The sequence below is a fragment of the Pseudonocardia spirodelae genome (genome assembly GCF_037727765.1).
Lineage (GTDB): Bacteria > Actinomycetota > Actinomycetes > Mycobacteriales > Pseudonocardiaceae > Pseudonocardia > Pseudonocardia spirodelae.
This window is the reverse complement of the sequence record NZ_JBBJUP010000013.1, coordinates 1-23804: the sequence shown is the minus strand read 5'-3', so window position 1 is coordinate 23804 and position 23804 is coordinate 1. Positions and strand designations below refer to the sequence as shown.

Annotated in this window: 15 protein-coding genes and 1 pseudogene; 2 read left to right on the top strand and 14 right to left on the bottom strand. The window is 77.0% G+C overall.

Translation table 11 applies throughout. The features are described 5' to 3' along the window. Positions 1-30: 30 nt before the first annotated feature. The 4 genes and pseudogenes from WJX68_RS16425 to WJX68_RS16410 form a co-directional block, all read right to left on the bottom strand. Entirely contained in the window at positions 31-1068 is a 1038-nt protein-coding gene (locus tag WJX68_RS16425) for a hypothetical protein (RefSeq protein WP_340291778.1), read from the bottom strand. Then, complete coding sequence (locus WJX68_RS16420; protein ID WP_340291776.1) at positions 1065-5510, bottom strand: hypothetical protein; 4446 nt, start codon at positions 5508-5510, stop codon at positions 1065-1067. The genes WJX68_RS16425 and WJX68_RS16420 overlap by 4 nt, the downstream gene beginning before the upstream one ends. Positions 5511-5703: 193 nt before the next feature. Beyond that, a pseudogene (locus WJX68_RS16415) lies at positions 5704-6441 on the bottom strand (hypothetical protein); the annotation flags it as partial. Then, on the bottom strand, positions 6434-7894 hold the full coding sequence (locus tag WJX68_RS16410; RefSeq protein WP_340291774.1) for a hypothetical protein: 1461 nt from the start codon (positions 7892-7894) through the stop codon (positions 6434-6436). The pseudogene WJX68_RS16415 and the gene WJX68_RS16410, both read right to left, overlap by 8 nt. Positions 7895-8039: 145 nt before the next feature. Between WJX68_RS16410 and WJX68_RS16405 the strand changes: the two genes are divergently transcribed. Next, on the top strand, positions 8040-8552 hold the full coding sequence (locus WJX68_RS16405) for a PepSY domain-containing protein (protein ID WP_340291772.1): 513 nt from the start codon (positions 8040-8042) through the stop codon (positions 8550-8552). A gap of 18 nt (positions 8553-8570) precedes the next feature. Here the strand turns inward: WJX68_RS16405 and WJX68_RS16400 are convergent, their stop codons facing one another. The 7 genes from WJX68_RS16400 to mftF all read right to left on the bottom strand — a co-directional run bounded on the left by WJX68_RS16400 (position 8571) and on the right by mftF (position 16498). Next, a complete protein-coding gene (locus tag WJX68_RS16400; protein WP_340291770.1) occupies positions 8571-8879 on the bottom strand; it encodes a hypothetical protein in 309 nt (102 codons plus the stop codon). Further along, positions 8876-9880: a P1 family peptidase gene (locus tag WJX68_RS16395; protein ID WP_340291768.1), complete on the bottom strand. Its 1005-nt coding sequence runs from the start codon at positions 9878-9880 to the stop codon at positions 8876-8878. Before WJX68_RS16395 ends, WJX68_RS16400 begins: the two co-directional genes overlap by 4 nt. 76 nt (positions 9881-9956) lie before the next feature. After that, positions 9957-10682: an SRPBCC family protein gene (locus WJX68_RS16390; RefSeq protein ID WP_340291766.1), complete on the bottom strand. Its 726-nt coding sequence runs from the start codon at positions 10680-10682 to the stop codon at positions 9957-9959. Between the two features lie 86 nt (positions 10683-10768). Beyond that, on the bottom strand, positions 10769-11620 hold the full coding sequence (locus WJX68_RS16385; protein ID WP_340291765.1) for an FAD binding domain-containing protein: 852 nt from the start codon (positions 11618-11620) through the stop codon (positions 10769-10771). Then, positions 11617-14100, bottom strand: coding sequence for a xanthine dehydrogenase family protein molybdopterin-binding subunit (locus WJX68_RS16380; protein WP_340291763.1), 2484 nt, complete (start codon positions 14098-14100; stop codon positions 11617-11619). The genes WJX68_RS16385 and WJX68_RS16380 overlap by 4 nt, the downstream gene beginning before the upstream one ends. 1 nt (position 14101) lies before the next feature. Next, positions 14102-14617: a (2Fe-2S)-binding protein gene (locus WJX68_RS16375; RefSeq protein WP_340291761.1), complete on the bottom strand. Its 516-nt coding sequence runs from the start codon at positions 14615-14617 to the stop codon at positions 14102-14104. A 387-nt stretch (positions 14618-15004) separates the two neighbouring features. After that, complete coding sequence (gene mftF / locus WJX68_RS16370; protein WP_340291759.1) at positions 15005-16498, bottom strand: mycofactocin biosynthesis glycosyltransferase MftF; 1494 nt, start codon at positions 16496-16498, stop codon at positions 15005-15007. Between the two features lie 83 nt (positions 16499-16581). Between mftF and WJX68_RS16365 the strand changes: the two genes are divergently transcribed. Continuing rightward, entirely contained in the window at positions 16582-17724 is a 1143-nt protein-coding gene (locus tag WJX68_RS16365; RefSeq protein WP_340291757.1) for an alkaline phosphatase family protein, read from the top strand. 18 nt (positions 17725-17742) lie between these two features. Here WJX68_RS16365 and mftE read toward each other — a convergent pair whose 3' ends face one another. From mftE to mftC, 3 genes are all read right to left on the bottom strand, one after another. Further along, a complete protein-coding gene (gene mftE / locus WJX68_RS16360) occupies positions 17743-18462 on the bottom strand; it encodes a mycofactocin biosynthesis peptidyl-dipeptidase MftE (RefSeq protein WP_340291755.1) in 720 nt (239 codons plus the stop codon). Positions 18463-18476: 14 nt separating this feature from the next. Next, entirely contained in the window at positions 18477-22550 is a 4074-nt protein-coding gene (locus WJX68_RS16355; RefSeq protein WP_340291753.1) for an oxidoreductase, read from the bottom strand. Positions 22551-22605: 55 nt separating this feature from the next. Beyond that, positions 22606-23804 (bottom strand): mycofactocin radical SAM maturase (gene mftC, locus WJX68_RS16350; protein ID WP_340291751.1); only part of this gene is annotated, 1199 nt, incomplete at its 5' end.

The following is a 23804-nucleotide window of genomic DNA, read 5'->3' as shown; positions in this document are numbered from 1 at the left end:
GGTGACGACGACCCGTCGATGCGACCACGGTCACAGCCGCGGCGCAGGTCCTGGGGGTTCCGGGCGGTCCCGGCCGGGCCCGAGCCCGTCCCGCCAGACCCCGTCGGCGGCGAGCACCGTGGTCCCGACGGCCTCCTGGGCCAGCCGCGTCCCGGCCGCGAACAGGTCGCGCACCGGGCCGCGCAGCCCGGGGTCGAGCCACGCCACCCCGCCCGCGTCCACCGAGGACGACGCGGCCGGCCGCCCGTGCGCCAGCAGCGCCCGGTACAGCCCGGTCGCCGGGAGCACCGGCGGCAGCCCCTCCGCGACGGCCAGCTCCGACGCGCGGGCCGGGATCCGCAGCCCCGCCGGGTCGAGGTCGCCGAAGTAGCGGACGGCCGCAGGCGGCGCCGGGCGCAGCGACAGCACCGAGGCGGTGAACGCGTTCCCGGCGCCCCAGGCGACGGCGCCGACCGGGCCGGCGTCGCGCCGCAGGGCCCGCACCAGCGAGTCGGCGGTGTCGGCGTTCTCCACGACGAGCAGCACCGGGCCGTCGCCGACGGCCTCGGTGTGCAGCGGCGGGACGACCCGGCGGGCGCGCAGGGTGGCGAGCGTGAGGCCGCGGGGCAGCGGGCCGTCGAAGGCCTTCTCGTCGCCGGTGACCTCCAGGGCGCGCTCGCGCAGCGGGACCTCCTGCGCGCGGGCGCCGTGGCGGAACAGCCAGTCGTTGACCTGCAGCAGCACCGGCGCGGGCCGGGCCACGCCGTCCGCCCACCGCAGCTCGGGGTGCCACACCGGGCCGGGTCCGGACGCCGTCGCGGCGGGAGCGGGCCGGGCCATGCGCACCTGCCGCGGCAGCGGCGGGACACCGCCGTCGGTCGCCGCGGACGGGACGAGGACGCCGGCCGCCGCGAGCTCGTCCAGCGCGGCGGCCAGTGCCCGTCGCATGTGGACGGTGCCGTGGCTCCGCGGGTCGGCCTCGGCGAAGGCCGCGAGCACCGCGTTGCGGCGCAGCACGGTCAGCCCGCGGGCCCGTAGCAGCTCCCCGAGGCGCTGCGCGACCGGACCGGGTCCGTCCGGTGTGCTCACCCGGCGGCCCCGGCCGGGGCGGCGTCGGGGCGGCGGTAGACGCGCGCGGCGCTGATCCGGCCGCCGGGGGCGTCGGCGTCGGGCACCGAGCGGGCGACCCGCTCGTCGACCGACAGGTACTTGCGCCCGGCGCGCAGGTCGGCGTCGTTGCGCAGGCGCACCAGCAGCGGGAAGCTCGACAGCGCGCCCGCGTCGAACAGGCCGGTGGTGTACACGAGCTGCACGCCCAGCGCGGCCGCGACGCCGAACTGCAGCTCCAGCAGGTAGCCCGCCGAGGCGCGGCCGATCGGGTTGTCCAGGAACAGCACGCCCGCGTGCGCCCGCCTGCCCTGCCCGCGCTGGTGCGCGCGCAGCGCCGCCATCGTGCAGTACAGGACGATCGCCGCGGTCAGCTGCTGCCCGCCGGAGAACACGTCCTTGATCGCCGAGACCCGCAGGCGCTCGGTCCGCAGCACCGCGTCGGGCTTGAGCATCTCGACCCGCACGCCCTTGGGCATCGCCGCGCGCACCCCGCGCAGCAGCATCGACATGCCGTCGCGGCGCTCCGTGGACCGCCCGCCGCCGGCCATCCCGGTCGCGGTGCGGTCGACGACCGCGCCCAGCTCGTGACGCAGCGCCGCCTCGGGCAGCTCCTCGAACCGGATCCGCAGGAACTGCTGGCCCGACCAGTCGCCGAGCCCCTCGGGGAGCTGGGACAGCCGCTGCGCCAGGCGCACCGTGCGCAGGGCCTCGCCGACCATGCCGGACAGCCGGGTCACGATGCCCGAGCGGTGCCGCTCGATGTTGCCGAGGTCGTCGTCGAGCGAGCGCAGCCGGGGCCGCAGCGCCCCGATCCACTCGGCGGCCAGGGCGGGCATCTCCGAGCGGTCGACGCCGGCGATGTGGCGGTGCACGGGCGAGGTCAGCGTGGCGAAGCGCGCGTCCTGGGCGAAGCGGGCGACGGCGTCGACGCCCTCGCGGACCTTCTTCTCCGCGCGGGTGCGCTCGCCCGCGGCCTCGCGGACCGCGCCCTGGTGACGCTTGAGGGCGGCCTGGGCGTCGTCGACGTCGCCGTCGAAGGGCGGGCCGCCGGGCTCGGGGGCCTCGTCGAGCGAGGACACGACCAGCCCGAACCCCTTCGCGAGGTCGACGGCGACGCGGTGCGCCTCCTCGGCCGTCGCCCGTGCGCGGCGGCGGCGGTCCAGCTCGGCGCCCGCGGCCTCCAGGTCCGCGGCGGCGCGGGCGACGACCTCGCGACCGTGCCCGGCGTCGCGCGGGGCCTCGTAGGGCTCGACGGGGCGCTCGTCGCCGGCGAGGCGTTCGAGCTCCCTGCGGGCCACGGCCAGCTCGGTGGCGGCGTCGGCGCGGGCGCGTTCGGCCTCGTCGTAGGCCCGGCGGGCCTGCTCGGCGGCGGCCCGCCGGCCGGCGGCGTCGGCGCCGTCGGGGGTGTGCAGGAACGCCGTCGCGGCCTCGACGACGCCGCGCGGCAGCCCGTCCACGGCGATCCGCCGCTCCCGGGCGTCGGCCTCGGCGCGCTCCAGCGCCCCGTGCAGGTCGGTGTCGACGGCCGCCGAGGCGTACGCGTCGCGGGCCCGGTGGAACTCCTCGCGCAGCTCGGCGAGCGACGCCTGCCCGGATGCGGGTCCGACGGCCTCCTCGGCGGCGACGGGCAGGGTCGCGATCTCGTCGCGCAGCCCGGCGGCGGTGCTGCGGCTGCGGTCGCGGGTCTGCTGGGCGGCCGCCGCCTCGCGCGCGGCCCGGTCCGCGGTGACGCCGGCGGCGTCGGCCTCCTCGCGGGCGCGGGCGGCCGCGGCGGCGCCGGTGCGCTCGCGCTCCTCCAGCGCCGGGCGGCGGGCCAGCTCGGTGCGCAGCGCGCCGAGCGCGTCGGCGCGGCGGCGGGTGTCGGCGGCGGTGCGCTCCAGCCCGGGCCGGTCGGCGACGAGCCGGTCGGCGCGCTCGTCGAGCGCGGCGACCTCGGCGCGGGCGTGGTCGTGGGCGGCCGCGGCCTCGGCCTGCCCGCGTTCGGCCTCCTCGGCCGCCGCGACCAGCTCGGCCACGGTCGGACGGCGGTCGCGCAGGTCGGCGAAGCGGTCGCGCAGCCTGCGGTCGGTGTCGAGGGTCTCCTCGAGCGCGGCGAGCCGGGCGGTGCGTGCGGTGGTCTCGGCGACGAGCCGGACGCGGACCTGCTCGGCGGCGTCCTCGTCGTGCAGGGCCGGGTTCGGCGGGACGACGAACTCCACCCCCGGGGCCGCGTCGGCGTCGGGCCGCAGCGCGGCGGTCGATCCGACGGCGACCAGGGCCGCGGGCAGCAGCCGGGCCGCGGTGAGCTCGTCGCGGGCGCGGGGCACGTCGGCGGGGTCGTTGAGCAGCACTCCCCCGGCCAGGTGCGGCAGGCGCGCCAGGACGGTCTCCCGGTCGGCCGCGGGCAGCATCGCGAGGTAGCGGCGCCCGGACCACGCGGTGACACCGGCGGCCTCGAGCGCGGCGAGGACGTCCTCGATCTCGGGCGGGTCGGGCAGCAGGCCGCCGTCGCCCAGCGCGGCGAGCGCGCGCTCGTCGCGGCGCTGGTCGGACAGCAGCGTGGTCCGCTCGCGCTCGGCGCCGCGGATCGCGATGGTGAGGGTGTCGACGACGAGCCCGGCGTCGGTGTCGGGGCTGATCGCGGTGAGCCCGAGCAGCTCTGCGGGGCGGGCACGGGCGGCGAGCGCGACGGCGTCGGCCTCGGCGGCGTCGCGGGCGGCGGCGGCGGACGCGGCCGCGGCCCGGGCGGTGGCCGCGGCGTCCTGGGCGGCGGTCCGCCCGGCCTCGGCGGCGCGGCGCTCGTCGCGCAGCCCGGCGGCCGCGGCGTCGGCGTCGGCGAGCGCGGTCGCGCAGGCCTGCGCGCCGGCGCCCGCGGCGGCGGCCTCGTCGTCGACGTCGGCGGCGGTCGAGCCGGCCTTCAGGTGCCCGGCCGCGACGGCGGTGCGCACCCGGTCGTCGAGGTCGTCGAGGGTCTCGCGGGCGGCCGCCGCGGCGGCGTCGGAGCCTGCGGCGTCGGAGGCGCGGGTGACCTGCTCGCGGCGCGCGGCGGCCGCGCGGTCCTCGGCGTCGGCGCGCTGCTCCTCGGCGGCGTCGGCGGCCGCGTCGGCCTCGTCGGCGTAGCGGACGAGCGCGCCGGCGAGTGCGCGCGCGGCGTCCTGGCGGGCCTGCAGCGCCGGGCGGGCCTTCTGCTCCTCCTCGTCGACGCGGGCGCGCAGCCGCGCCGCCTCGGCGGCGGCGACCCGGTGGGCGAGGACGGGCTCGACGGCGTCGCGGGCCATCGACTCCGCCGACGCCTCGTCGCGGGCCCGGGTGGCCTCCGCGGCCGCGGCCTCGGCCGCCTCGACGGTGCGCGCCGCCGTGCGCCGGCGCAGCTCACCGACGATCTCCTGCAGGCGCTCCGCGGCGACGGCGGCGGTCTGCTCGGCGTCGACGGCGCGGGTGGCGTCGTCGGCGGTGGTCGCCTGCCGGGCGTGCTCGGCGACCCGGCGGGCGGCGATCCGCGACGCGGTGGCCGCCAGCTCGGCGCGCGCGGCGCTCTCGGTCCCGCGGGCGGTCGTCGCGGTCGCCTCGGCCGCGACCATCGGCTCCAGCCGGGACAGCGTGCCGTCGACGAACTCGCGCTCGTTCTGCAGCTCCTCGCGCTGGGCGAGCCGGTCGGCGTAGCCGGCGACGAGCTCGGCGACGTTCTGCGGCTCCGCCGGGTCGAGCACCGCGCGCAGCAGGAAGTCGACGAACGCCTCGTCGGAGGAGAAGGAGAACGCCTCCGCGGCCTCGCCCTCCCCGGCGTTCATCGCGCGCTGGTAGCGGAACAGCTCCGGGTCGAGCCCGACCGCGCCGAGGTGGCGCGTCCAGTCCCGGTGCCCGGTCTCCCAGGCGAGCTCCGCGTCGGGGTGGGCGCGGTGCGCGGTCTGCAGCCGGTCGCGGAACGCCGCGAGCGTGACCCGGCGGCCCTCGTGGGTGAAGGGCAGGTCGTCGAGTCCCAGGCCGGGGACGGGGTGGAAGGCGTACCAGGCGTCCGCGAGCTTCTCCGGGTCGGTGGAGGCGACGTGCCCGCGCCACTCCGACACCTTGCCGGTGACCAGCAGGCGCCCGGTGCCGACGTGCATCCACTCGCAGACGACGTGCGCGACGTCCTCGGCCAGCACGAAGTTCTCCAGCACCGTGGTGCTGGTGGTGCCGACGACCTGGCGCCGCCCGGGCAGCAGCACCGAGAAGATCAGCTTCAGCAGGACGGACTTGCCGCCGCCGTTCTCCAGGAACAGCACCGAGGCCGGCGACGGCCGCCGCGGCGTCGAGCGGTCCTGTGCGTCCGGGGCGAAGAGGTCCTCCTGCACGGCGACCCTGATCGGCGCCCCGACGCCGCGCAGGTCCAGCGCGACGTCCTGGTAGCGCGCGGCGGTCGGGCCGACGGAGAACAGGCGGACACGGGTCAGCTCATACATCGCGGTCCTCCGGGACGGTGGCGGCCGGGCCGGGCTCCACCGGGCCGGGCTCCACCGGCTCGGGCGTGGGGTCCGTGTCCGCGGCCGGTCCGTCCGTGCGCGGGGCCGGGCCGGGGTCGGCGGGCCCGGTTCCCGGCGGCGGGGCACCGCCGTCGGCGTCCGCGGCGCCGAACACCGCGTCGTGCCCGGTGACCAGCGATCCCGCGGCGGTCGCGGCGGGCAGCACGTTCAGCGACAGCAGCTCGTCGAAGGTCCGCTGGGCGGCGAGCTCGCGCACCTGGACCTGGTAGCGCGGTGTCGTCCGGTAGGCGCCCTCCGCGCCGACGGGCACCAGGAAGCCCTGGTCGGCGAGGAAGCGCAGCGCCTTGCCGACGATCCCGCGGGTCGTCGACTCGCCGACGCGGCCGTCCTTGGTCGCGGTCGCCTCCGGGCGGCGCAGCCAGACCCGCCAGACCTCCTCGAGCTGCGGCGCGTCGGACTCCGGGTCCGCCGGGCCCTGCGCGCGCTCGCCGAGCACCCGGCAGGCCTCGCGGACCGCGCCGTCCACGAGCTCCACCGAGACGCGGCCGACGTAGGAGTCGTCGCCGAGGTCGTCGGGGCGGGGGAACGCCAGCGCCGCGACGGCGAGGTGCGCGATCCCGTGCAGCACCTTGTCCGCGCCGCGGTTGGCCAGCGCGGTCCGGCGGGCGTACTCGTCCATCCGGATCTCGAAGACCGAGCCCTCGGTCGCGGCCAGCACGATCCCGGGCCCGGTGTCGACGGCGAGCACGACCAGCCCCAGCCCGGACGCGACGCGCTGCACGGTCGTGCGGAACTCGTCGTCCTCGCGGTAGCGGCGGACCAGCTCGGCGTAGTCCGGGTCGCGCCCGGGCAGCGTCTTGGGCCGCATCCCGTACGCGACCAGACGGGCCGCGGTCTCGACGTCACTCATCGCCGCCTCCGGAGATCTCCCGACCGGTCAGCACGCCCGCCCGCGCGAGCAGCAGGTCCGCGCCGCCGAACTCGGGGTCGTCGAGCACGGTGCCGTCGTCCACCGCGACCAGCAGCGACGCGTCGCCCTGGGTCCGTGCCGTCGCCACCGCGGTCCCCACCGCGTGCAGCGCGCGCAGCGCCACCAGCTGCGGCAGGTCCGGGCCGGCCGCGCGGGCGAGGGCCAGCGCCTCGGACAGCCGCACCGGCCGCTCGACGGCGACCGGCAGCACCGCCTCGGTCGCCGCCCAGGTGTCCTCCCCGAAGCGGTCCCTCGGCTGCGGCGCCAGCTCCGGCTCGGGCACCTCGGCACCGAACGGGTCGCGGTCGCTCGGCGGGGTCAGCAGCGTCTCGACCAGCCCGCCGAGCCCCGGCACCGACGGGTTCCGCACCCCGGCACCGGCCGCGAACCACGCGGTCACCGGCTCCTGCGCCGCCCCGACGCCCAGCGCCAGCGACGGCCGCAGCAGCTGCCCGAACACGTCCACCGCGGCCCGCTTCGGCCGCCCGGAGAACTGCTGGCGGTCCTGCTCGGCGCGGAACGCGGCCCCCGCCTCCTGCAGCCGGGCCTGCAGCTGCGTGTGGCGCTGGATGCAGTCGTCGACGACGCTCACCAGCTCCGCGGCCTGCCGGCGGCGCTCGGGCTCGACCGCCTCGTCGCGGGCGTCGGCGATGTTGGCCTTGATCAGCGTCTCGGCGCGGTAGCGCGACTCGATGTGGGTCAGGGCCTCGTCGAGCAGCTGCGGGACGGCGTCGAGCCAGTCCACCGAGCGGACGTCGCGGCGGGTCGCCTCGAGCTTGCGGCGCAGCGACTCCGCGTACTGCACGGTGCGGTAGCGGGCCTGCTCCGCGGCCAGGCGGGCGTCGCCGAGCCGGCCGCGCACGATCAGCGTCTCCAGCTTGGTCTCGGCCGCCTCCTGCGCGGACTCGACGTCGGTGTCCAGCGCCCCGACCAGCACGTTGATCGCCTCGTCGGAGGCGCGCAGGAACACCGCGCCGTCCGGGGCCGCGACCTCGACGAGCAGCTTGAAGTCGAACCGGCGGCGCACGTAGCGGCCGTCGGCGTCGGTGGTGCCGTACTCGACGGCGAAGCCGCGGTCGATGGAGCCGACGTTGACCAGGTTGTCGACCACCCACTGCGCGACGCGTGCGTGCTCGGCGCGCGGCGCGTCCGGCACCTGCGCCCCGACGAACGGCAGCAGCCGCCGGACGACCTCGGCGTGGTCGGCGCCGTGGTCGAAGTCCATCGCCAGCGTCACCTGGTCGATCGCCTGCAGCCCGATCTCGGCCATCTGGTAGCCGGTCGCGTCCCAGTCGAGCCGGCCCTTGCGGGCGTCGAGGTCGTGCAGCGGCGCCGTGCAGGCCAGGGCCTTCAGCCGGCGCGCCACTCCCTCGTCCGGGCTGATGGTCGACACCCCGACGACTGTAGTTCGGCGCCCGCGACCCCTAACGCGGCCTTAGCCATCACGCAGCGCGGTCTTGGTGCGCGCGACGGCAGAGTCCACACCAGTCACCGGGCCGCACCGGCCCGGACCAGCCGGAACACCACGGAGGAAGATCATGCGCACCCCCCTCACCGTCACCGCCGTCGCCGCCACCGGCCTGCTGCTCGTCGGGGGCGGCACCGCACTGGCCCTCGGCCACGGCGGGGCGCCCGCGGCCCCCGCCACGGTGACCGCGGTCCCGGCCGCGGCCGTCACGCCCACCGGGTCCGTCCTCCCGCCGGAGCTGCCCCGCACCGCGGCCGCCGTCCCGGCCCCGCCCGCCGCCCCCGCCGTCGACCGCGCCGCCGCCGAGCGGATCGCCCTGGACGCCGTCGGCGGCGGCCGGGTCACCGGGGCCGAGTTCGACCGGCACGACGACGACCGCGACGACGACCGCAGCGACGACCGCAGCGACGACCGCGACCACTGGGAGATCGAGATCCGCGACGGCGCGGTGGAGCACGACGTCGACGTCGACGCCGCCACCGGGCAGGTCCTGGACCACGACACCGACACCGACACCGACGACGACCGCTCCGGCGACGACCGCGACGACCGCGGCCACCACGACGGCCGCGACGACGACTGAGCACGGCGGGAGTCCCGCTCAGCCGCGGCCGGCGCTCCCGTCGGCCGCGGCGAGCACGGTCGCCCGCAGCATCGCCCGCTCCTCCGGCGCCGCGACGGCGTCGAGCAGCTCGTCGAGGGTGTGGCACAGCGCGTAGTAGCCGCTGAGGAACGAGACGGTCCAGCCGTCGTCGAAGGCGCGCACGTCCACGCCCCGCACCACGGCGTTCACCGCCCGCGCCGCCGCCCGCCGCCGCGGCAGCCCGACCAGCCGCACCCCGTCCGGGTCGGGCGCCGGGACCGGGCGCGGCGGGCGCGGCCGCCCCAGCCAGGGGTTCGGCGCGCTCACCCGCCCACCAGCGACCGGTACGACGGCCGGTCCGGCGCCTCCCGCGCGGCGAGCAGCGCGTGCGCGACGGCGCGGGCCGTCACGTCGGCGGCCGCCGCCTGCAGCGCCACCAGCACGGCGGTGTCCGGGGCCGGCGCGGTGCCGGTGGACAGCGCGAACGCGCAGTCGCCGTCGCGGATCGTGTGCACCGGGCTGATCGCGCGGGCCAGGCCGTCGTGGGCCATCGTCGCGAGCCGGGTGCAGCCCGCCTTGTCCAGCGCGGCGTCGGTGGCGACGACGACCAGCGTCGTCGCCGTCCCGAGCGGGTTGACGTGGGCCGCGTAGAGCTCGGCGAGCCGGTCCGGCGGGGCGGTGCCGGCGCCGTCGAACTCCCCGGCCAGGCCGTGCCGGGCGCCGTGCACCTCGCCGGTGCGCAGGTCCGCGGCGGTGCCCGCCGAGTTGAGCACCACCAGCGCGGCGACGACGGTGCCCCCGTCGAGCACCGCCGAGGCCGACCCGATCCCGCCGCGCAGTCCGCCCGAGACCGCGCCGGTCCCGGCCCCGACCGACCCCTGGGCGACCGGGCCCGCCCCGGCGGGCGAGCGCGCGTCGTCGTAGGCGGCGGCACCGGTCTCCGCGGTCGGCCGGGCCCGCGGGTCGCCCCCGCGCCCGAGGTCGAACACGACCGCGGCCGGGACGATCGGCACCACCGCACCGGGCACGGGGAAGCCCTCGCCGTCGCGCTCCAGGCGCGCCATCACCCCGGAGGCGGCGTCCAGCCCGTAGGCGCTGCCCCCCGACAGCGTGACCGCGTGCACCCGCTGGACGGTCGCCGTCGGGGCGAGCAGGTCGGTCTCACGGGTGCCGGGCGCGGCCCCGCGGACGTCGACGCCCGCGACCGCGCCGCCCGGCGGGGCGAGCACCACCGTGGTCCCGCTGCGGGCGCCCGGCCCGCTCAGCGACGCGTGGCCGACCCGCAGGCCCACGACGTCGGTCAGACCGTTCCGCTCGCCCGCTCGCACCCGTCCATCCTCTCCCGGAACGCCACGGGCCGGCACCACGAACGCGGTGCCGGCCCGGACGGACGTGCGGACGAGGTCAGTTCGACCCGCGCAGCCGCTTCACCACGAGCCACACCAGCAGCAGCGCACCGACGCCGCCGAGCACCGGCGCGAGCCGCTTGAGCACCGGCGCACCGGCCGAGTCGAGCAGGTCGATGGCCTCGACCGGGCTGCTCTGCGGCTGGAACGCCGGCTTGGCCGCCGCGGGCCGGGCCGCGGCGGAGCCGACCTCGTCCGGAGCCGGCGGGACGGCCGGGATCGGGCTGGTCTCGTCGGCGGCGTGCTTGGGGCCCGCGCCGTTGGACGAGGCCGCGCCCGGGCCGGTCAGCTTGTCGGCGACACAGCCCGAGAACTGACCGATGATCTTGTCGGCGACGTCGGAGATGACGCCCCGGCCGAACTGCGCCGGACGCCCGGTGACGGTCATGTCGGTGACCATCGTGACCGAGGTCTTGTCCGGGCCGTCGGCGACCATCGTGCCGGTGACGATGGCCTTCGCCGTGCCGTTGCCGCGGGCGTCACGGCCCGAGGCGTCGATGACGACCTTGTGGTTGGCGTCGTCGCGCTCGACGTAGGTGCCCTTGCCCTTGTAGGTCAGCGAGATCGGGCCGAGCTTGACCTTGACGGTGCCCTGGAACGAGTCGCCCTCGTACTCGGTCAGGGTCGCCCCGGGGAAGCACGGAGCGATGAGCTCCGGATCGTTGAGCGCCTTCCAGGCGTCCTCGATCGGCGCCGCGATCGTGAACTTGTTCTCCAGCTGCATCTTCCAAGCCTCCTCGAACGAGCACCGGCGCCGGCCCCGAGATGATCCCGGGTCCGGCGCCGGCGTCGGCGTGCTACTTCGGTTCGTCAGCCGGCTGCGGCCAGCACCGCACGACCGGTGAGCACCTTCGCCAGGTGCTCACGGTAGTCGGCGGCGGCGTCGGCGTCACTCGGAGCGGAGGTGCCCTCCAGGGCGTGCTCCGCCGCGGCCTTCGCGACGTCCGGACCGGCGGCGTTGCCCACCAGGGCCTGCTCGACACCGGTCGCCCGGATCGGCGTGCTCCCCATGTTGGTGAGCCCGACGCGGGCCTCGGAGATCGTCCCGCCGTCCACCTTCAGCGCGACGGCGACGGCGACCATCGACCACGCCTGGGCGACCCGGTTGAACTTCTCGTAGTGACTCTTCCAGCCGGTGTACTTCGGGAACCGGATCATGGTGAGGATCTCGCCCTCGCCGATCGCGGTCGTGAAGTAGTCCTGGAAGAAGTCCTGCGCGGTGACCAGACGGGTCCCGCCGGAGCCGAGGATGACGAACTCGGCGTCCAGCGCGAGTGCCGCCGCACCGAGGTCACCGGCCGGGTCGGCGTGCGCGAGCGCGCCGCCCAGGGTGCCGCGGTGGCGGACCTGCGGGTCCGCGACGGTCTCGGTGGCCTGGGCGATCAGCTCGACGTGCCGGGTGACCAGGTCGTTGCGCATGACCTCGTGGTGGGTGGCCATGGCGCCCACCATCACGTACTGGTCGTCCTCGCCGATCCGCTTGAGCTCGGGGATCCCCCCGAGGTCGATGATCGTGCTCGGTGCGGCCATCCGCAGGCGCAGCACCGGCAGCAGGCTCTGCCCGCCGGCGAGGATCTTGGCGTCCTCCCCGGCCGACTGGAGGGCCGACACGGCCTCCTCGACCGAGGACGGCCGGACGTAGTCGAACTTCGCCGGGATCACTGGACCTCTCCCTTGGGGTTGTTCGGGTCGATCGAGCCGAGACCGGCACCGGGCGAGTGGGTGTCGCTGGGGGTCTCCTGGACCGAGTGGCCCTTCGCGACCTGCAGCGCCCGCCAGACGCGCTGGGAGGTGGTCGGCATCTCGATGTCGTCGACACCGAGGTGGCGGACCGCGTCCAGCACGCCGTTGAGGATCGCCGGGGTCGAGGCGATGGTGCCCGCCTCGCCGACGCCCTTCACACCGAGCGGGTTGGTGGTCGACGGGGTCGACACGGTCTCGGTCGTGAAGCTCGGCAGGTCCGCCGCGGAGGGCACGGTGTAGTCGACGAACGTCGCGTTCACCAGGGTGCCCTGGTCGTCGTAGTTCGCCTCCTCGAACAGCGCCTGCGCGATGCCCTGGGCGAGACCGCCGTGGACCTGGCCCTCGACGATCAGGGGGTTGATGACGTTGCCGATGTCGTCCACGCAGACGTACTTGCGCAGGGCGACCCGGCCGGTCTCGGTGTCGACCTCCATCGCGCACAGGTGGGTGCCGTGCGGGTAGGAGAAGTTCTCCGGGTCGAACACGGCGTCGGAGTCCAGCGACGGCTCCATGCCCTCCGGGTAGTCGTGCGCCATGAACGCGGCGAACGCGATCTCCTGGATGGCCTTGCCCTTGTCGGTGCCCTTGACCGTGAACTGGCCTCCTCCGAACTCGAGGTCGTCCTCGGAGGCCTCGAGCAGGTGCGCGGCGATCTTCTTCGCCTTCTCGATGACCTTGTCCGCGGCGTTGACGATCGCGATGCCGCCGACGACCAGCGAGCGCGAGCCGTAGGTGTCGAGGCCTTTCGGGGCGACCTGGGTGTCGCCGTGCAGGATCTCGACGTCCTCGAACGGCACGCCCAGCTTGTCCGCGACGATCTGCGAGAACGCGGTCTCGTGGCCCTGGCCGTGGGCGGAGGCACCGGTGGTGACCTCGACCTTGCCGGTGGCCAGCATGCGGACGTTGGCCGCCTCCCAGCCGCCGGCGCCGTAGTCCAGCGAGCCGAGCACGCGCGACGGCGCGAGGCCGCACATCTCGGTGAAGGTCGAGATGCCGATGCCCAGCTGGACCGGGTCGTTGTTCCGCCGGCGCTCCTCCTGCTCACGACGCAGGCCGGCGTAGTCGAACAGCTCCATCGCGCGCTGCGTGGCCTGCTCGTAGTTGCCGGTGTCGTAGGTCAGGCCCACGACGGTCGTGAACGGGAACTCCTCGTGCGAGATCCAGTTCTGCTCGCGCAGCTCCATCGGGTCGCGGCCGAGCTCGACGGCCAGCTCGTCGAGCATGCGCTCGACGGCGAAGGTCGCCTCGGGACGGCCGGCGCCGCGGTAGGCGTCGGTCAGCGTCTTGTTGGTGAAGACGTTGGAGCAGGTGAACTTCAGCGCCGGGATCTTGTAGATCGCGTTGAACATGAACGCGCCGAGGATCGGCACACCCGGTCCGACCAGGCCCAGGTAGGCGCCCATGTCGGCGTAGAGGTGGACGTCGAACCCGGTGATGGTGCCGTCCTTCTTGGCGGTCATCACGAGGTCCTGGATCTGGTCCCGGGCGTGGTGCGCGGTGAGCATGCACTCGCTGCGGGTCTCGGTCCACTTGACCGGCTTGCCCAGCTTCTGCGCGAGCAGCACGCAGAGCATCTCCTCGGGCAGGACACCGATCTTGCCGCCGAAGCCGCCGCCCACGTCGGGGGCGATGACCCGCAGCTTGGACTCCGGGACCCCGAGGGTCACCGTGGTCATGGTGCGCAGGATGTGCGGCACCTGGGTCGCGGCCCAGATGGTGAGCTGCTCGCCGGTCGGGTCCACGACGCAGGAGCGGGGCTCCATGAACGCGGGGATCAGGCGCTGCTGGCGGAAGCGGCGGCGCACGACGACGGAGTCGCTGTCGGCCTCGGCGGCCTTGATGGCCTCGGCGACGTCGCCGCCGGTGCCGGCCTGGCCGGAGTCGAAGACCCAGGTCGCGGAGACGTTGGTACCGAGGTCCGGGTGGACGAGCTCGGCCCCGTCCTGCGCAGCGGCCTCCATGTCGAGCACCGGGTCGAGCGGCTCGTAGTCGACCTCGACGAGCTCGGCGGCGTCGCGGGCGGCGGCGGCCGAGCGGGCGACGACGACGGCGACGCCCTCACCGGAGAAGTTGACGCGGCCGACGGCCAGCACCGGGCGCTGCGGGGCCTTCTGGTCCGGGGTGATCGGCCACGCGCAGGGCAGGCCGACCTCCTCCGCGCCCAGGTCCGCGGCGGTGTAGACGCCGAACACGCCCGGGGCCTTCTCGGCCTCGGACTTGTCGATGGAGGTGATGGTCGCCCGCGCGATCGTCGAACGGACGACCGCGATGTGGACGGTCCCCGGCGGGGTGATGGAGTCGGTGTAGCGCGACCGGCCGGTGATGAGGCGCTGGTCCTCCTTGCGGACCCGTGCCTTGCCGATCTCGCCGGTCGTGGTGGGCTCGGCGGTCGTCGTCACGTCAGTTACCTCCCGCAACGGGGGCGGCCTGGCCGGTGGGCTGCGCGGCCCCCGGCTTCATGTTCTGCGCCGCGGTCTGCACCGCGCGCACGATGTTCTGGTAGCCCGTGCAGCGGCAGAGGTTGCCCTCGATGCCCTCGCGGACCTCCTGCTCGGACGGGTCGGGGTTGTCCCCGAGCAGGTCCACCGCTGCCATGATCATTCCCGGCGTGCAGTACCCGCACTGCAGGCCGTGGCACTCGCGGAAGGCCTCCTGCACCGGGTGCAGCTGACCGTCGCGGGCGAGGCCCTCGATGGTCGTGACCTCGGCGCCGTCGGCCTGGACCGCGAGCACCGAGCAGGACTTCACGCTCTGCCCGTTGAGATGGACGGTGCAGGCACCGCAGTTGCTGGTGTCGCAGCCGATCAGTGTCCCCGTCTTGCCCAGCGTCTCCCTCAGGTACTGCGCGAGCAACATGCGGGGCTCGACGTCGTCGGCGTAGTTCACGCCGTCGACGGTGACCCGGACCTCTGTCATGAACTCTCACTCCTCGTACGCGACCACGCACGCCCGAAGCGCGGGGTCATACCGGGGACATCACCCGAGGAGCACCGATCGCCGTCGCCCTGTCTGTCGCGACCACACCGGCGCGCCCGGAACGCGGCCGCACCCTCTCGTGTGGCCGCGCCCACATCACACTCCCGATCTTCCAGGGGTGCAAGGAGCCCGGAGGGTGCCCGGGAGGGGGTCGGACGGCGTGTTGCCGACGTCACGGTGGAGATCGGTCGTACGCAACCGCAGCCGCGGAACCGCTTCGCGAGAGCCACCCGCAGACACGGATCCATGACACAACACGAATCACCCGTTCAGACCAACCCGGACGGAGTGGTACCGGCGGTGCGGGTCAGGGCAGCCTGGCCTGGGTCAGCGGCGGGTGCGGGGACCGGACGGGCGCAGCGGCGCCGTCGTCCGGTGGGCCAGGGCGCCCCGCCACAGTCCGGCCCCGTAGGCCAGGTCGTCCAGCCGGTGTGCGAGCAGGTGGGCCGGCAGGCCGGTCCGCACCCGCGGATCCCGGTCGCGGTGGCGCCACCAGTCCGCGAGCCCCTCGGCCAGCGCGGCCGCGACGACCGCCCGCCGCATCCGCGCGGACACCAGGCAGCCGGCCGCGGCGAGGGGCCAGAAGTGCCGGGTCAGCGCGGACGCGGACTGCCACAGCGCGCCGGACAGCCCGAGCGCGGTCAGCAGGGCGGCGCTGCGGCGCGGGTGCTCGAGCCGGGTCAGCCGGCGCGACAGGCGCTCGGTGGCCGCGGCGGTGACGACGGCGGCCGCCGCGGTGGCGCCCCGGCGCTGCGCGAGCAGCAGCAGGCACACCGCCGCCGTCCACGGCGAGAGGACGACCGGGGGCACCGCCCCGGGGTGGCGCTGCGCCAGCGGGGCCGCACCGGTGCCGTAGAACGCCTTGCGGCGCAGCCACTCCCCGGGCCGCGTCCGGTGGTCGTGGGCGACCCGCGAGGCCGGCTCGAACCGCATCGCCCAGCCCGCGGCGTGCAGGCGCAGGACCAGGTCGACGTCCTCGGCCACGTGCATGGCGGGGTCGAACGCGGGGTCGCCGACCGCGTCGCGGCGCACCAGCATCGCCGCGCTCGGCACGTAGGCGACCCGCGACCGCGGCACGATCAGCGCGGGGTCGGGCCCCAGGTCGAGCGAGGAGCGCACGGCCTCGTAACGGCCGACGGCGCCGCGCGGGCCGCCGCCGTCGCCCGGGTCGAGCGCGACGATCCGCGGTGCGACCAGCCCGACGGCGGGGTCGGCGAGGTGGGCCAGCAGCGGCGGCAGCCAGCCGGGCTCGGGCACGACGTCGGAGTCGAGGAACACCACGAACGGCGTGCGCGCGGCGGCCAGCCCGGCGTTGCGGGCCGCCGCCGGCCCGCGCGGGGTGTCGTGGCGCAGCACCGTCCCCCCGGCCGCGCGCACGGCGCGCCGCAGCGGCCCCGGATCGGCCGACCCGTCGTCGACGACGATCGGCCCGGCCACACCGGTCCCGGCCAGTGCCGCGAGCAGCCGGTCCAGCGGCCGGTCCTTCACCGGCACGACCACCGTGACCTCGCCCGGCCCGACGGCGGGGACGGCCGCGGGCAGCGGGTTGGCCAGTCCGGCGTCGAGCAGGGTGCGCGCGAGCGCGCGCGCGGTAGGACCGGTCACGACCAGCGGGCGCCCGGGGGGCGGGAGCAGCGCGCGGGCCGTGGCGGACAGGTGCACCAGCCGGGGCGGGGCCCCGCCGAGCAGTGCGGCGCCGCCGTCGAGGAGCCGGGTGCGGCGGTCGAGCAGGACCCGGAAGCCGTCGGGGAGCCTGCGGTCGGCCGGGCCGCCGCGCCCGCCGGTGCTCGATCGGTCGGGGCGGGTCTGCGCGGCGGTCACCCGCCGAGCCTGGCACCCGCGACCGCGCCGGGTCGAGGACACCGGTCCACCCGGACGGGGCGGCCTGCCCCACACTCGACCGCGTGGACGACGTTCTCCCCCGCTACGGGACGGCGACGCTGGCCGACGTGCTGCCGTCCCTGCTGCACGCGCTCGGTGTCCCGCCCGGCGCCGCGGAGCGCGGGCGCCCGCCCGCGTTCGCGCTGCCCCCGGCCCGGGCCGCGGTGCTGCTGCTCGTCGACGGGCTGGGCCACGAGCTGCTGCGCGCGCACGCCGCGGACGCCCCGGTGCTGGCCGGGCTGGCCGACGCCGGCCCGCTCACCGTCGGGTTCCCGTCCACCACACCGATCAGCCTGACCAGCCTGGGCACCGGCCTGCCGCCCGGCGCCCACGGCACGCTGGGCCTGCGACTGAGGGTCGACGGCGAGCTGATGGACGTCCTGAGCTGGTCGGCCGGGCGGCGGGACCTGCGCGAGTCGCTGCCACCCGAGCGCGTGCAGCCCGCGCCGACGGTGCTGGAGCGGGCCGCCGCGGCCGGGGTGGAGGTCACGTCGGTCGGGCCCGCGGAGTTCCGCACGTCCGGGCTGACCCGCTCGGGGCTGCGCGGCGGGGACTACCGCGGCGTGCACGCACTGGGCGACCTCGCCGCGGAGATCCTCGCCGGCGCCCACGGACCCGGCCCCCGGCTGGTGTACAGCTACCACGCCGACCTGGACAAGGTCGGGCACCTGTACGGCCCGGGCAGCGAGCCGTGGCGGCTGCAGCTGCGGATGGTCGACGCGCTGCTCGGCACGGTCCTCGACGGGCTGCCGACCGGGACGCTGCTCGCGGTCACCGGCGACCACGGGATGGTCACCGTCGACCGGCTGGTCGACGCCGACGACGACCCCGCGCTCGCCGACGGGGTCGCCCTGCTCGGCGGTGACCCGCGGGCCCGCCACGTCTACACCCGTCCCGGCGCCGCGGCGGACGTGCTCGCCGCCTGGCGGTCGGTGCTCGGCGCCGACGCGACGGTCGTGTCCCGGGAGCAGGCCGTCGCCGACGGCTGGTTCGGCCCGGTCGAGGACCGGGTGGCCGACCGGATCGGCGACGTCGTCGCCGCCCTGCACGGGACGGCTGCGGTGGTGCGCTCGCAGGCCGAGCCGTTCCTGTCCTCGCTGCCGGGCCAGCACGGCTCGTTCACCACGGCCGAGCAGCTCGTCCCGTTGCTGGTGCACACCGCCTGAGCGACGCGGACGGGCTCCTCAGCGGGGCCGGCGGAGCCGTCCGGTCGTGGGGTCCGGGTCCCAGGCGGCGACCGCGGAGACGGCGGCGCGCACCACGGCCGCGAGCAGCGCCCGCCCCTCGTCCGGCCCGGCGCCGGCCGGGTCGCCCAGCACCCCGTTCGGGCTGACGGCCGCGATCCCGCCGGTCCGCATCGCGTCCAGGACCTGGTCCAGCGGACGCGTGTCACCGGCCTGCGCGCGGGCGATCCGCACCTGCGACGGTGCGAGGTGCGACAGCAGCGATGTCTCGTAGCGGCCGGCGTGGGCGTCCAGCGGGACCCCGGCGACACGGGCGGCGCACGGCAGCCAGGCGGCGTCGCGGCCCTCGTGGCGCAGCCGGGTCACGGCCGCGGTGAGGGCGCCGACGTTGCCGCCGTGCCCGTTGAGCACGACGAGTCGCGACGCCCACCGGGAGACCGACCGGCCGTACTCCAGCAGCACGGTGCGCAGCGCGTCCTCGCCGATCGAGACGGTGCCGGGGAACCCCTCGTGCTCCCCCGCCGCGCCGTAGGGCAGCGCGGGGGCGAGGACGAGCGCGGGGTCCGCGTCGTGCACCGCCGCGGCGACGGCCGACGCCACCGTGGTGTCGGTGCCCAGCGGCAGGTGCGGGCCGTGCTGCTCGGTCGAGCCGAGCGGGAGCAGCACCGTGTACGGGCCGCCGCCGTCGAGCTCGGGCCAGGTCACCTCGTCGAGCTGCACGCGACCAGCCTGCCTCACCCGAGCAGGCGGGCGAGCGCGGCGCCCTCGCGGAGGGCGGCGTCCATCCGCCGCGGGGCGAGCGCGTCGCCGATCCGGTGCACGGCCCGCCCGGTCGCGGCGAGTCCGGTCCACAGCCGCGTGCACGCCACCGGCGCCGCGGCGGTGACCACGGCGGCGACCGTGCGCCGCTCGGTCCGGCCGGTGGGGTGGTGCAGCAGCTCGGCGACGACGCGGCCGGGCCCGCCGGTCACGGCGAGCACGGCGAGGTCGGTGCGGCAGACGATCCCGGCGGCGTGCGCGCGCCGGCGGAACCCCTCGCGGTCGAGGGTGAGCCCGAGGTCCTGCCCGACGACGAGCGCCGCGGTGACGATCTCGACCGCGTGCCCGCGCGCGGCGAGCAGCTCGGCGACCGAGGTGGCGTGGTGGAACCCGACCTCGTCGACGACGAGCACCGGCCCGTCCGGCAGCCGGGCGCCGGCCAGGACGTCCTCGACGGGCAGCGCGGGGCCGCCGTCGCGCCGCGGTACCGACCCGGTGGCGACGACGACGGCGTCCGGGTCGTGCGCGGCGACGAGCGCGGCGTCGACCCGCGTGCCGTACCGGACCGCGGCGCCGGCCTCGCGGGCGTCGCGCAGCAGGTCGGCGACGACGTGGCCGAGCTCGCCGCGCCCGGGGGCGGTGGCGGCGAGTGCCAGCCGGCCGCCGGGGCGGTCGGCGGCCTCGGCGAGCAGCACCTCGTGGCCGGCGCGGGCCAGCGCGGCCGCCGCGGCGAGCCCCGCGGGCCCGGCCCCCGCGACGAGGACCCGGCGACGCGGGGGGCCGCCCGGGCGGTGCCCCGCGGCGCCCGCGGGGACGGCGGGCCGCTCCCGTCCGGCCGCGGGGTTCACCGCGCAGCCGAGCGGCAGGTTCAGCCCGACCCGGCCGAGGCAGTCCTGGTTGCAGCCCACGCAGCGGCGCACCGGCCGTCCGGCCAGGGCCCGGGACGCGAACTCCGGGTCGGCGATCTGGCCGCGGGCGACGCCGACGAGGTCGCACTCCCCGCGCTCCAGGGCGGCGGCGGCCTGCCCGGGCGTGGTGAACCGGCCGACGCCGATCACCGGGATCGCCGACCCCGCCGCGCGGACGGCGCGGCGCAGCGTCGCGGCGAGGTGCCCGGCGTAGCCCGGCGGGGTGTGCATGGACGGCTCGATCAGGTGCAGCGTCGAGGTGGCGACGCCGATCGAGGTGTTGAGGTGGTCGACCTGCCCGGTCGCGGCGAGACGCCGGGCGAGATCCGCGCCGTCGGCGGGGCCGATACCGCCCTCGATGCGCTCGTCGGCGCCGATCCGCAGGCCCAGCACCGGGTCCGGGCCGACGGCCGCCCGGACGGCGGCGACGACGTCGAGCACCAGCTTCGCCCGGTCCCGCCCCCAGGCGTCGGTGCGCCGGTTGGTGGCCGGGGACAGGAACAGCCGCAGCAGCGACGCGTGGCTGCACTGGAGCTCGACGCCGTCGAAGCCGCCCTCGACGCAGCGCGCGGCGACCTCGGCGAACGCCGCGACGACCCCGGCGATGCCGGCCGCGTCCAGCTCCGCGGGGACCTCGCGGAACATCGGGTCCGGCAGCGCCGACGGACCGACGACGGCGGCCCGCGAGTACATCCCCGACCCCTGCGCGCCGTTGTGGTTGAGCTGGGCCAGCACGAGCGCGCCGTGGGCGTGGACGGCGTCGGTCAGCGCGCGGTAGCGGGGCAGCACCGCGGGGTCGTGGCCGCGGATCAGCCGCTCGTACGGGCGGTCCTCCGGGTGCACGGCGTGCTCCTCGGTGATCACGAGACCGGCGCCGCCCGCGGCCCGCGCCGCGTAGTACGCGATGTGCCGGTCGGTGGGCACGCCGCCCTCGGCGAAGCCGGTGAGGTGGGCGGTGAAGACGATCCGGTTGCGCAGCGTGGCACGGCCGAGGCGCAGGGGGTCGCCGAGCCGGGGCGCCGGGTGGTCCGCGCTCGTGCGGGGCGCGGGTGTGCGGGGTGCCGCGGCCGGGCGCGGCGGTGCCGCCGCGGCGGCACCGCCCGTGGCGCCCGCGGCCACGTCGGCGTCCGCCGCGGCGAGAGCGGCGCGGCGTCCCTCCCGCACGGCCTCGGCGAGTGTCCGGGGCGCCACCCGGTCCCCCGCGACCCGGCAGCCGGGCAGCGCCGCCACGGCGTCCTGCGGCAGCCGCGGCCCGCAGTCGACGACGGCCGCGCACGGCACGGTCGTCACGGCGGCGGTGTGGACGTCCACCAGCTCGGCGACGCCGTCGCGCACGCGCCCGGGCCGGGTGAACGGCGCGCGCCGGACACCGGCCCGTTCCAGCCGCGCGTTGGCCGCGGCCATGTCGCCGCAGCGGCCGAGCTGGTGCCCGGCGACGGCGTCCGGGGTGGACAGGACCACGGGATGCCCGGCGGCGGCGAGCAGCTCCGCGACCCCCGGCCCGGTCCAGTCCCCGAGCGGGTCGACGACGAGCACCGGCGCGTTCCGCGGAACATCCGCGGCGCCGAGCACCACGGCGACCGCGGCGGGGCCCGCGACGGGATCGCCCACACCCGCAGCCCCACCGGCCCCCGTACGCACGGGGGCACCGGGCCCGGCCGCGGCCGGGACGATGCGGGCCGACCGCGCCACTCCCGCGCAGAGCTCCGCCGCACCGAGCACCGGGACGTCCGCGTCGATCGCCGGCGCCGACGGCCGGGAACCAGTCGCGAGCACCACCGCGTCGCCGCGCTCGCGGGCCGCGCGCAGGGCGGCGCCGTCCACGTCGGAACCGAGCAGGATCCGCACGCCGAGCCGCTCGAGCTCCGCGGCCCACCACCGCACCGGCAGCGCGAGCCGGTCCCGGCCGGGCAGCACCGCCGCCGCGGGGAGCAGGCCGCCGAGCCGCTCGGTGCGCTCGTGCAGCGTCACCGGGTGCCCGCGCAGGGCCAGGGTCCGGGCCGCCTCGAGCCCGGCGGGGCCGCCACCGACGACGAGCGCCCGCCGCCGTGACCCCGCGCCGCGATCCGCGGAACGCGGCGGATCCGGTTCCGGGTCGGTGCGTTCGTGTCCCGACCGCGGCTCCATCTCGTCGCCGACCACGGGGTTGCGCGGGTCGCGGGCCGCGGCCAGGGCGTTGGTCAGCAGGCACGGCCGGATCCGCTCCGGGGTCCCGGCGCGGGTCAGCGCGACCAGGCGCGGATCGGCGATCTGCGCTCTCGTCATCTCGACGAGATCGGCGTCGCCGCAGCTCAGGACGTCCTCGGCGAGTGCGGGGCTCGCGACGCTCCCGGCGAGGACGACCGCCGTCGCCCCGCCGAGGCGCCGGCGCAGCCCGGCACAGCGCGCGCGCAGGAACGCCTCGGGCGTGTGCAGGTCGGGCCGGGTCGCGGCCGGCGACAGGCCGCTGCCGACGACCGGTACGAGCAGGTCCACCCGGTCCGCGACGGCCGCGGCGAGCGCGTCGCCGTCGGCGGGGGTGATGCCGGCCCACGGGGCGAGCTCGTCGACGCACAGGCGCAGCGACAGCACCGGGTCCGGCCCGACCGCGGCGCGGACGGCGTCGAGCACCTCGCGCAGCAGCAGGGAACGGTCGCGGCCGTGGGCGTCCTCGCGGTGGTTCGTGAGCCCGGAGCAGAACTGGCGCAGCAGCGAGTGCTGCCCGGCCGAGATCTCCACACCGTCCACACCGCTGTCCACAGCCGACCGGGCGGCCCCGGCGAACCCGCGGACCACGGCGTCGATCTCGGCGGCGCCCATCGCGACGGGGATCTCGCGGGACACGACGTCCGGGACCGGCGACGGCGCCCACAGCGGATGCCCGGAGTGGGCGGACCCGCCCTGCCCGCCGGCGTGCGCGAGCCCGGCGAGCACGAGGGTCCCGTACGGCCGGCAGGCCGCGGCGACCGCCGCCCACCCGGTCGTCGCGGCCGGGGCGGCGGGGGCGTAGGCGTAGGGGTGGTCCGACGGGTGCACCGACGCCGGCTCCACCACGACGACGCCCGCACCCCCCGCGGCCCGCGCCGCGTAGTAGGCGACGTGGTCCCCGGTGATCTCCCGGGCCGCGTTCCCCAGGTTCGTCTCGTGCGGCCCGAACAGCACACGCGACGGGGCCCGTCGGCCGCGCAGGTCGACGGGCCCCGTCAGCAGTGCCGTCTCAGCTCCCCGCGACGGGCTGCGCGGCGGGGACGGCGTCCGGCGTGAACCCGGCGAGCGGGCTCTCGTCGCAGGCCCGGTCCGGGCGGCTCGGCGGCGGCGCCAGCGACAGCATCGTCGGCTGCTTGGGCGCCCGGGAGTTGCGCGGTGCGGACCGCGAGTGGTCCACGTCGGACTTCGGGATCACGGTCCCCCCGTCGCGCGCGGCGAGCATGGCCTCGCCGTAGCCCTGCACGCACTCCGGGTCCGGGCCGTCGAGCGGCAGCCCGGTGAAGAACTTCGCGGCCATGCAGCCGCCCTGGCAGGAGTCGTAGTGCGCGCACGACGCGCAGGCCCCGCCGGTCTGCGGCCGGCGCAGGTCCTGGAACAGCTCGGAGTGCTCCCACACCTCCTTGAAGCCGCCCTCGTCGCGGACGTTGCCGGCGAGGAAGTTCTCGTGGATCGCGAACGGGCAGGCGTAGACGTCGCCGACCGGGTCGATCAGGCAGACCACGCGGCCCGCGCCGCACAGGTTCAGCCCGGGCAGGGCCTCGCCGTAGGCGGACAGGTGGAAGAACGAGTCACCGGTCAGCACCTGGTCGCCGTGCGCGACCAGCCAGTCGTAGAGCTGCCGCTGCTGGGCCTGGGTCGGGTGCAGCTCGTCCCAGACGTCGGCGCCGCGGCCGGACGGGCGCATCCGGGTGATCCGCAGCTGGGCGCCGTACTTGTCGGCGATCGCCTTGAACTCGTCGAGCTGGTCGACGTTCTGCCGGGTCATGACGACCGAGATCTTCGGGTGCGTGAACCCGGCCTCGGCCAGGTTCTCCAGCGCCGTGATCGCCATGTCGTAGGAGCCAGGGCCGCGGACGTAGTCGTTGACCTCGGCCGTCGCGCCGTCCATCGAGATCTGGATGTCGACGTAGTCGGTCGCGGCGAGCTGGGCGGCCCGCTGCTTGTCCAGCTTGACGCCGTTGGTCGAGAACTTGACGCCGACGTCGTGGGCGATGGCGTAGTCCAGCAGCTCCCAGAAGTCCGGGCGCACGGTCGGCTCGCCACCGCCGATGTTGATGTAGAAGACCTGCATGCGCTGCAGCTCGTCGATGACCGCCTTGGCCTCGGCGGTGGACAGCTCGCGGGGGTCGCGGCGCCCGGAGCTGGACAGGCAGTGCACGCACGCGAGGTTGCACGCGTAGGTGAGCTCCCAGGTCAGGCAGATGGGCG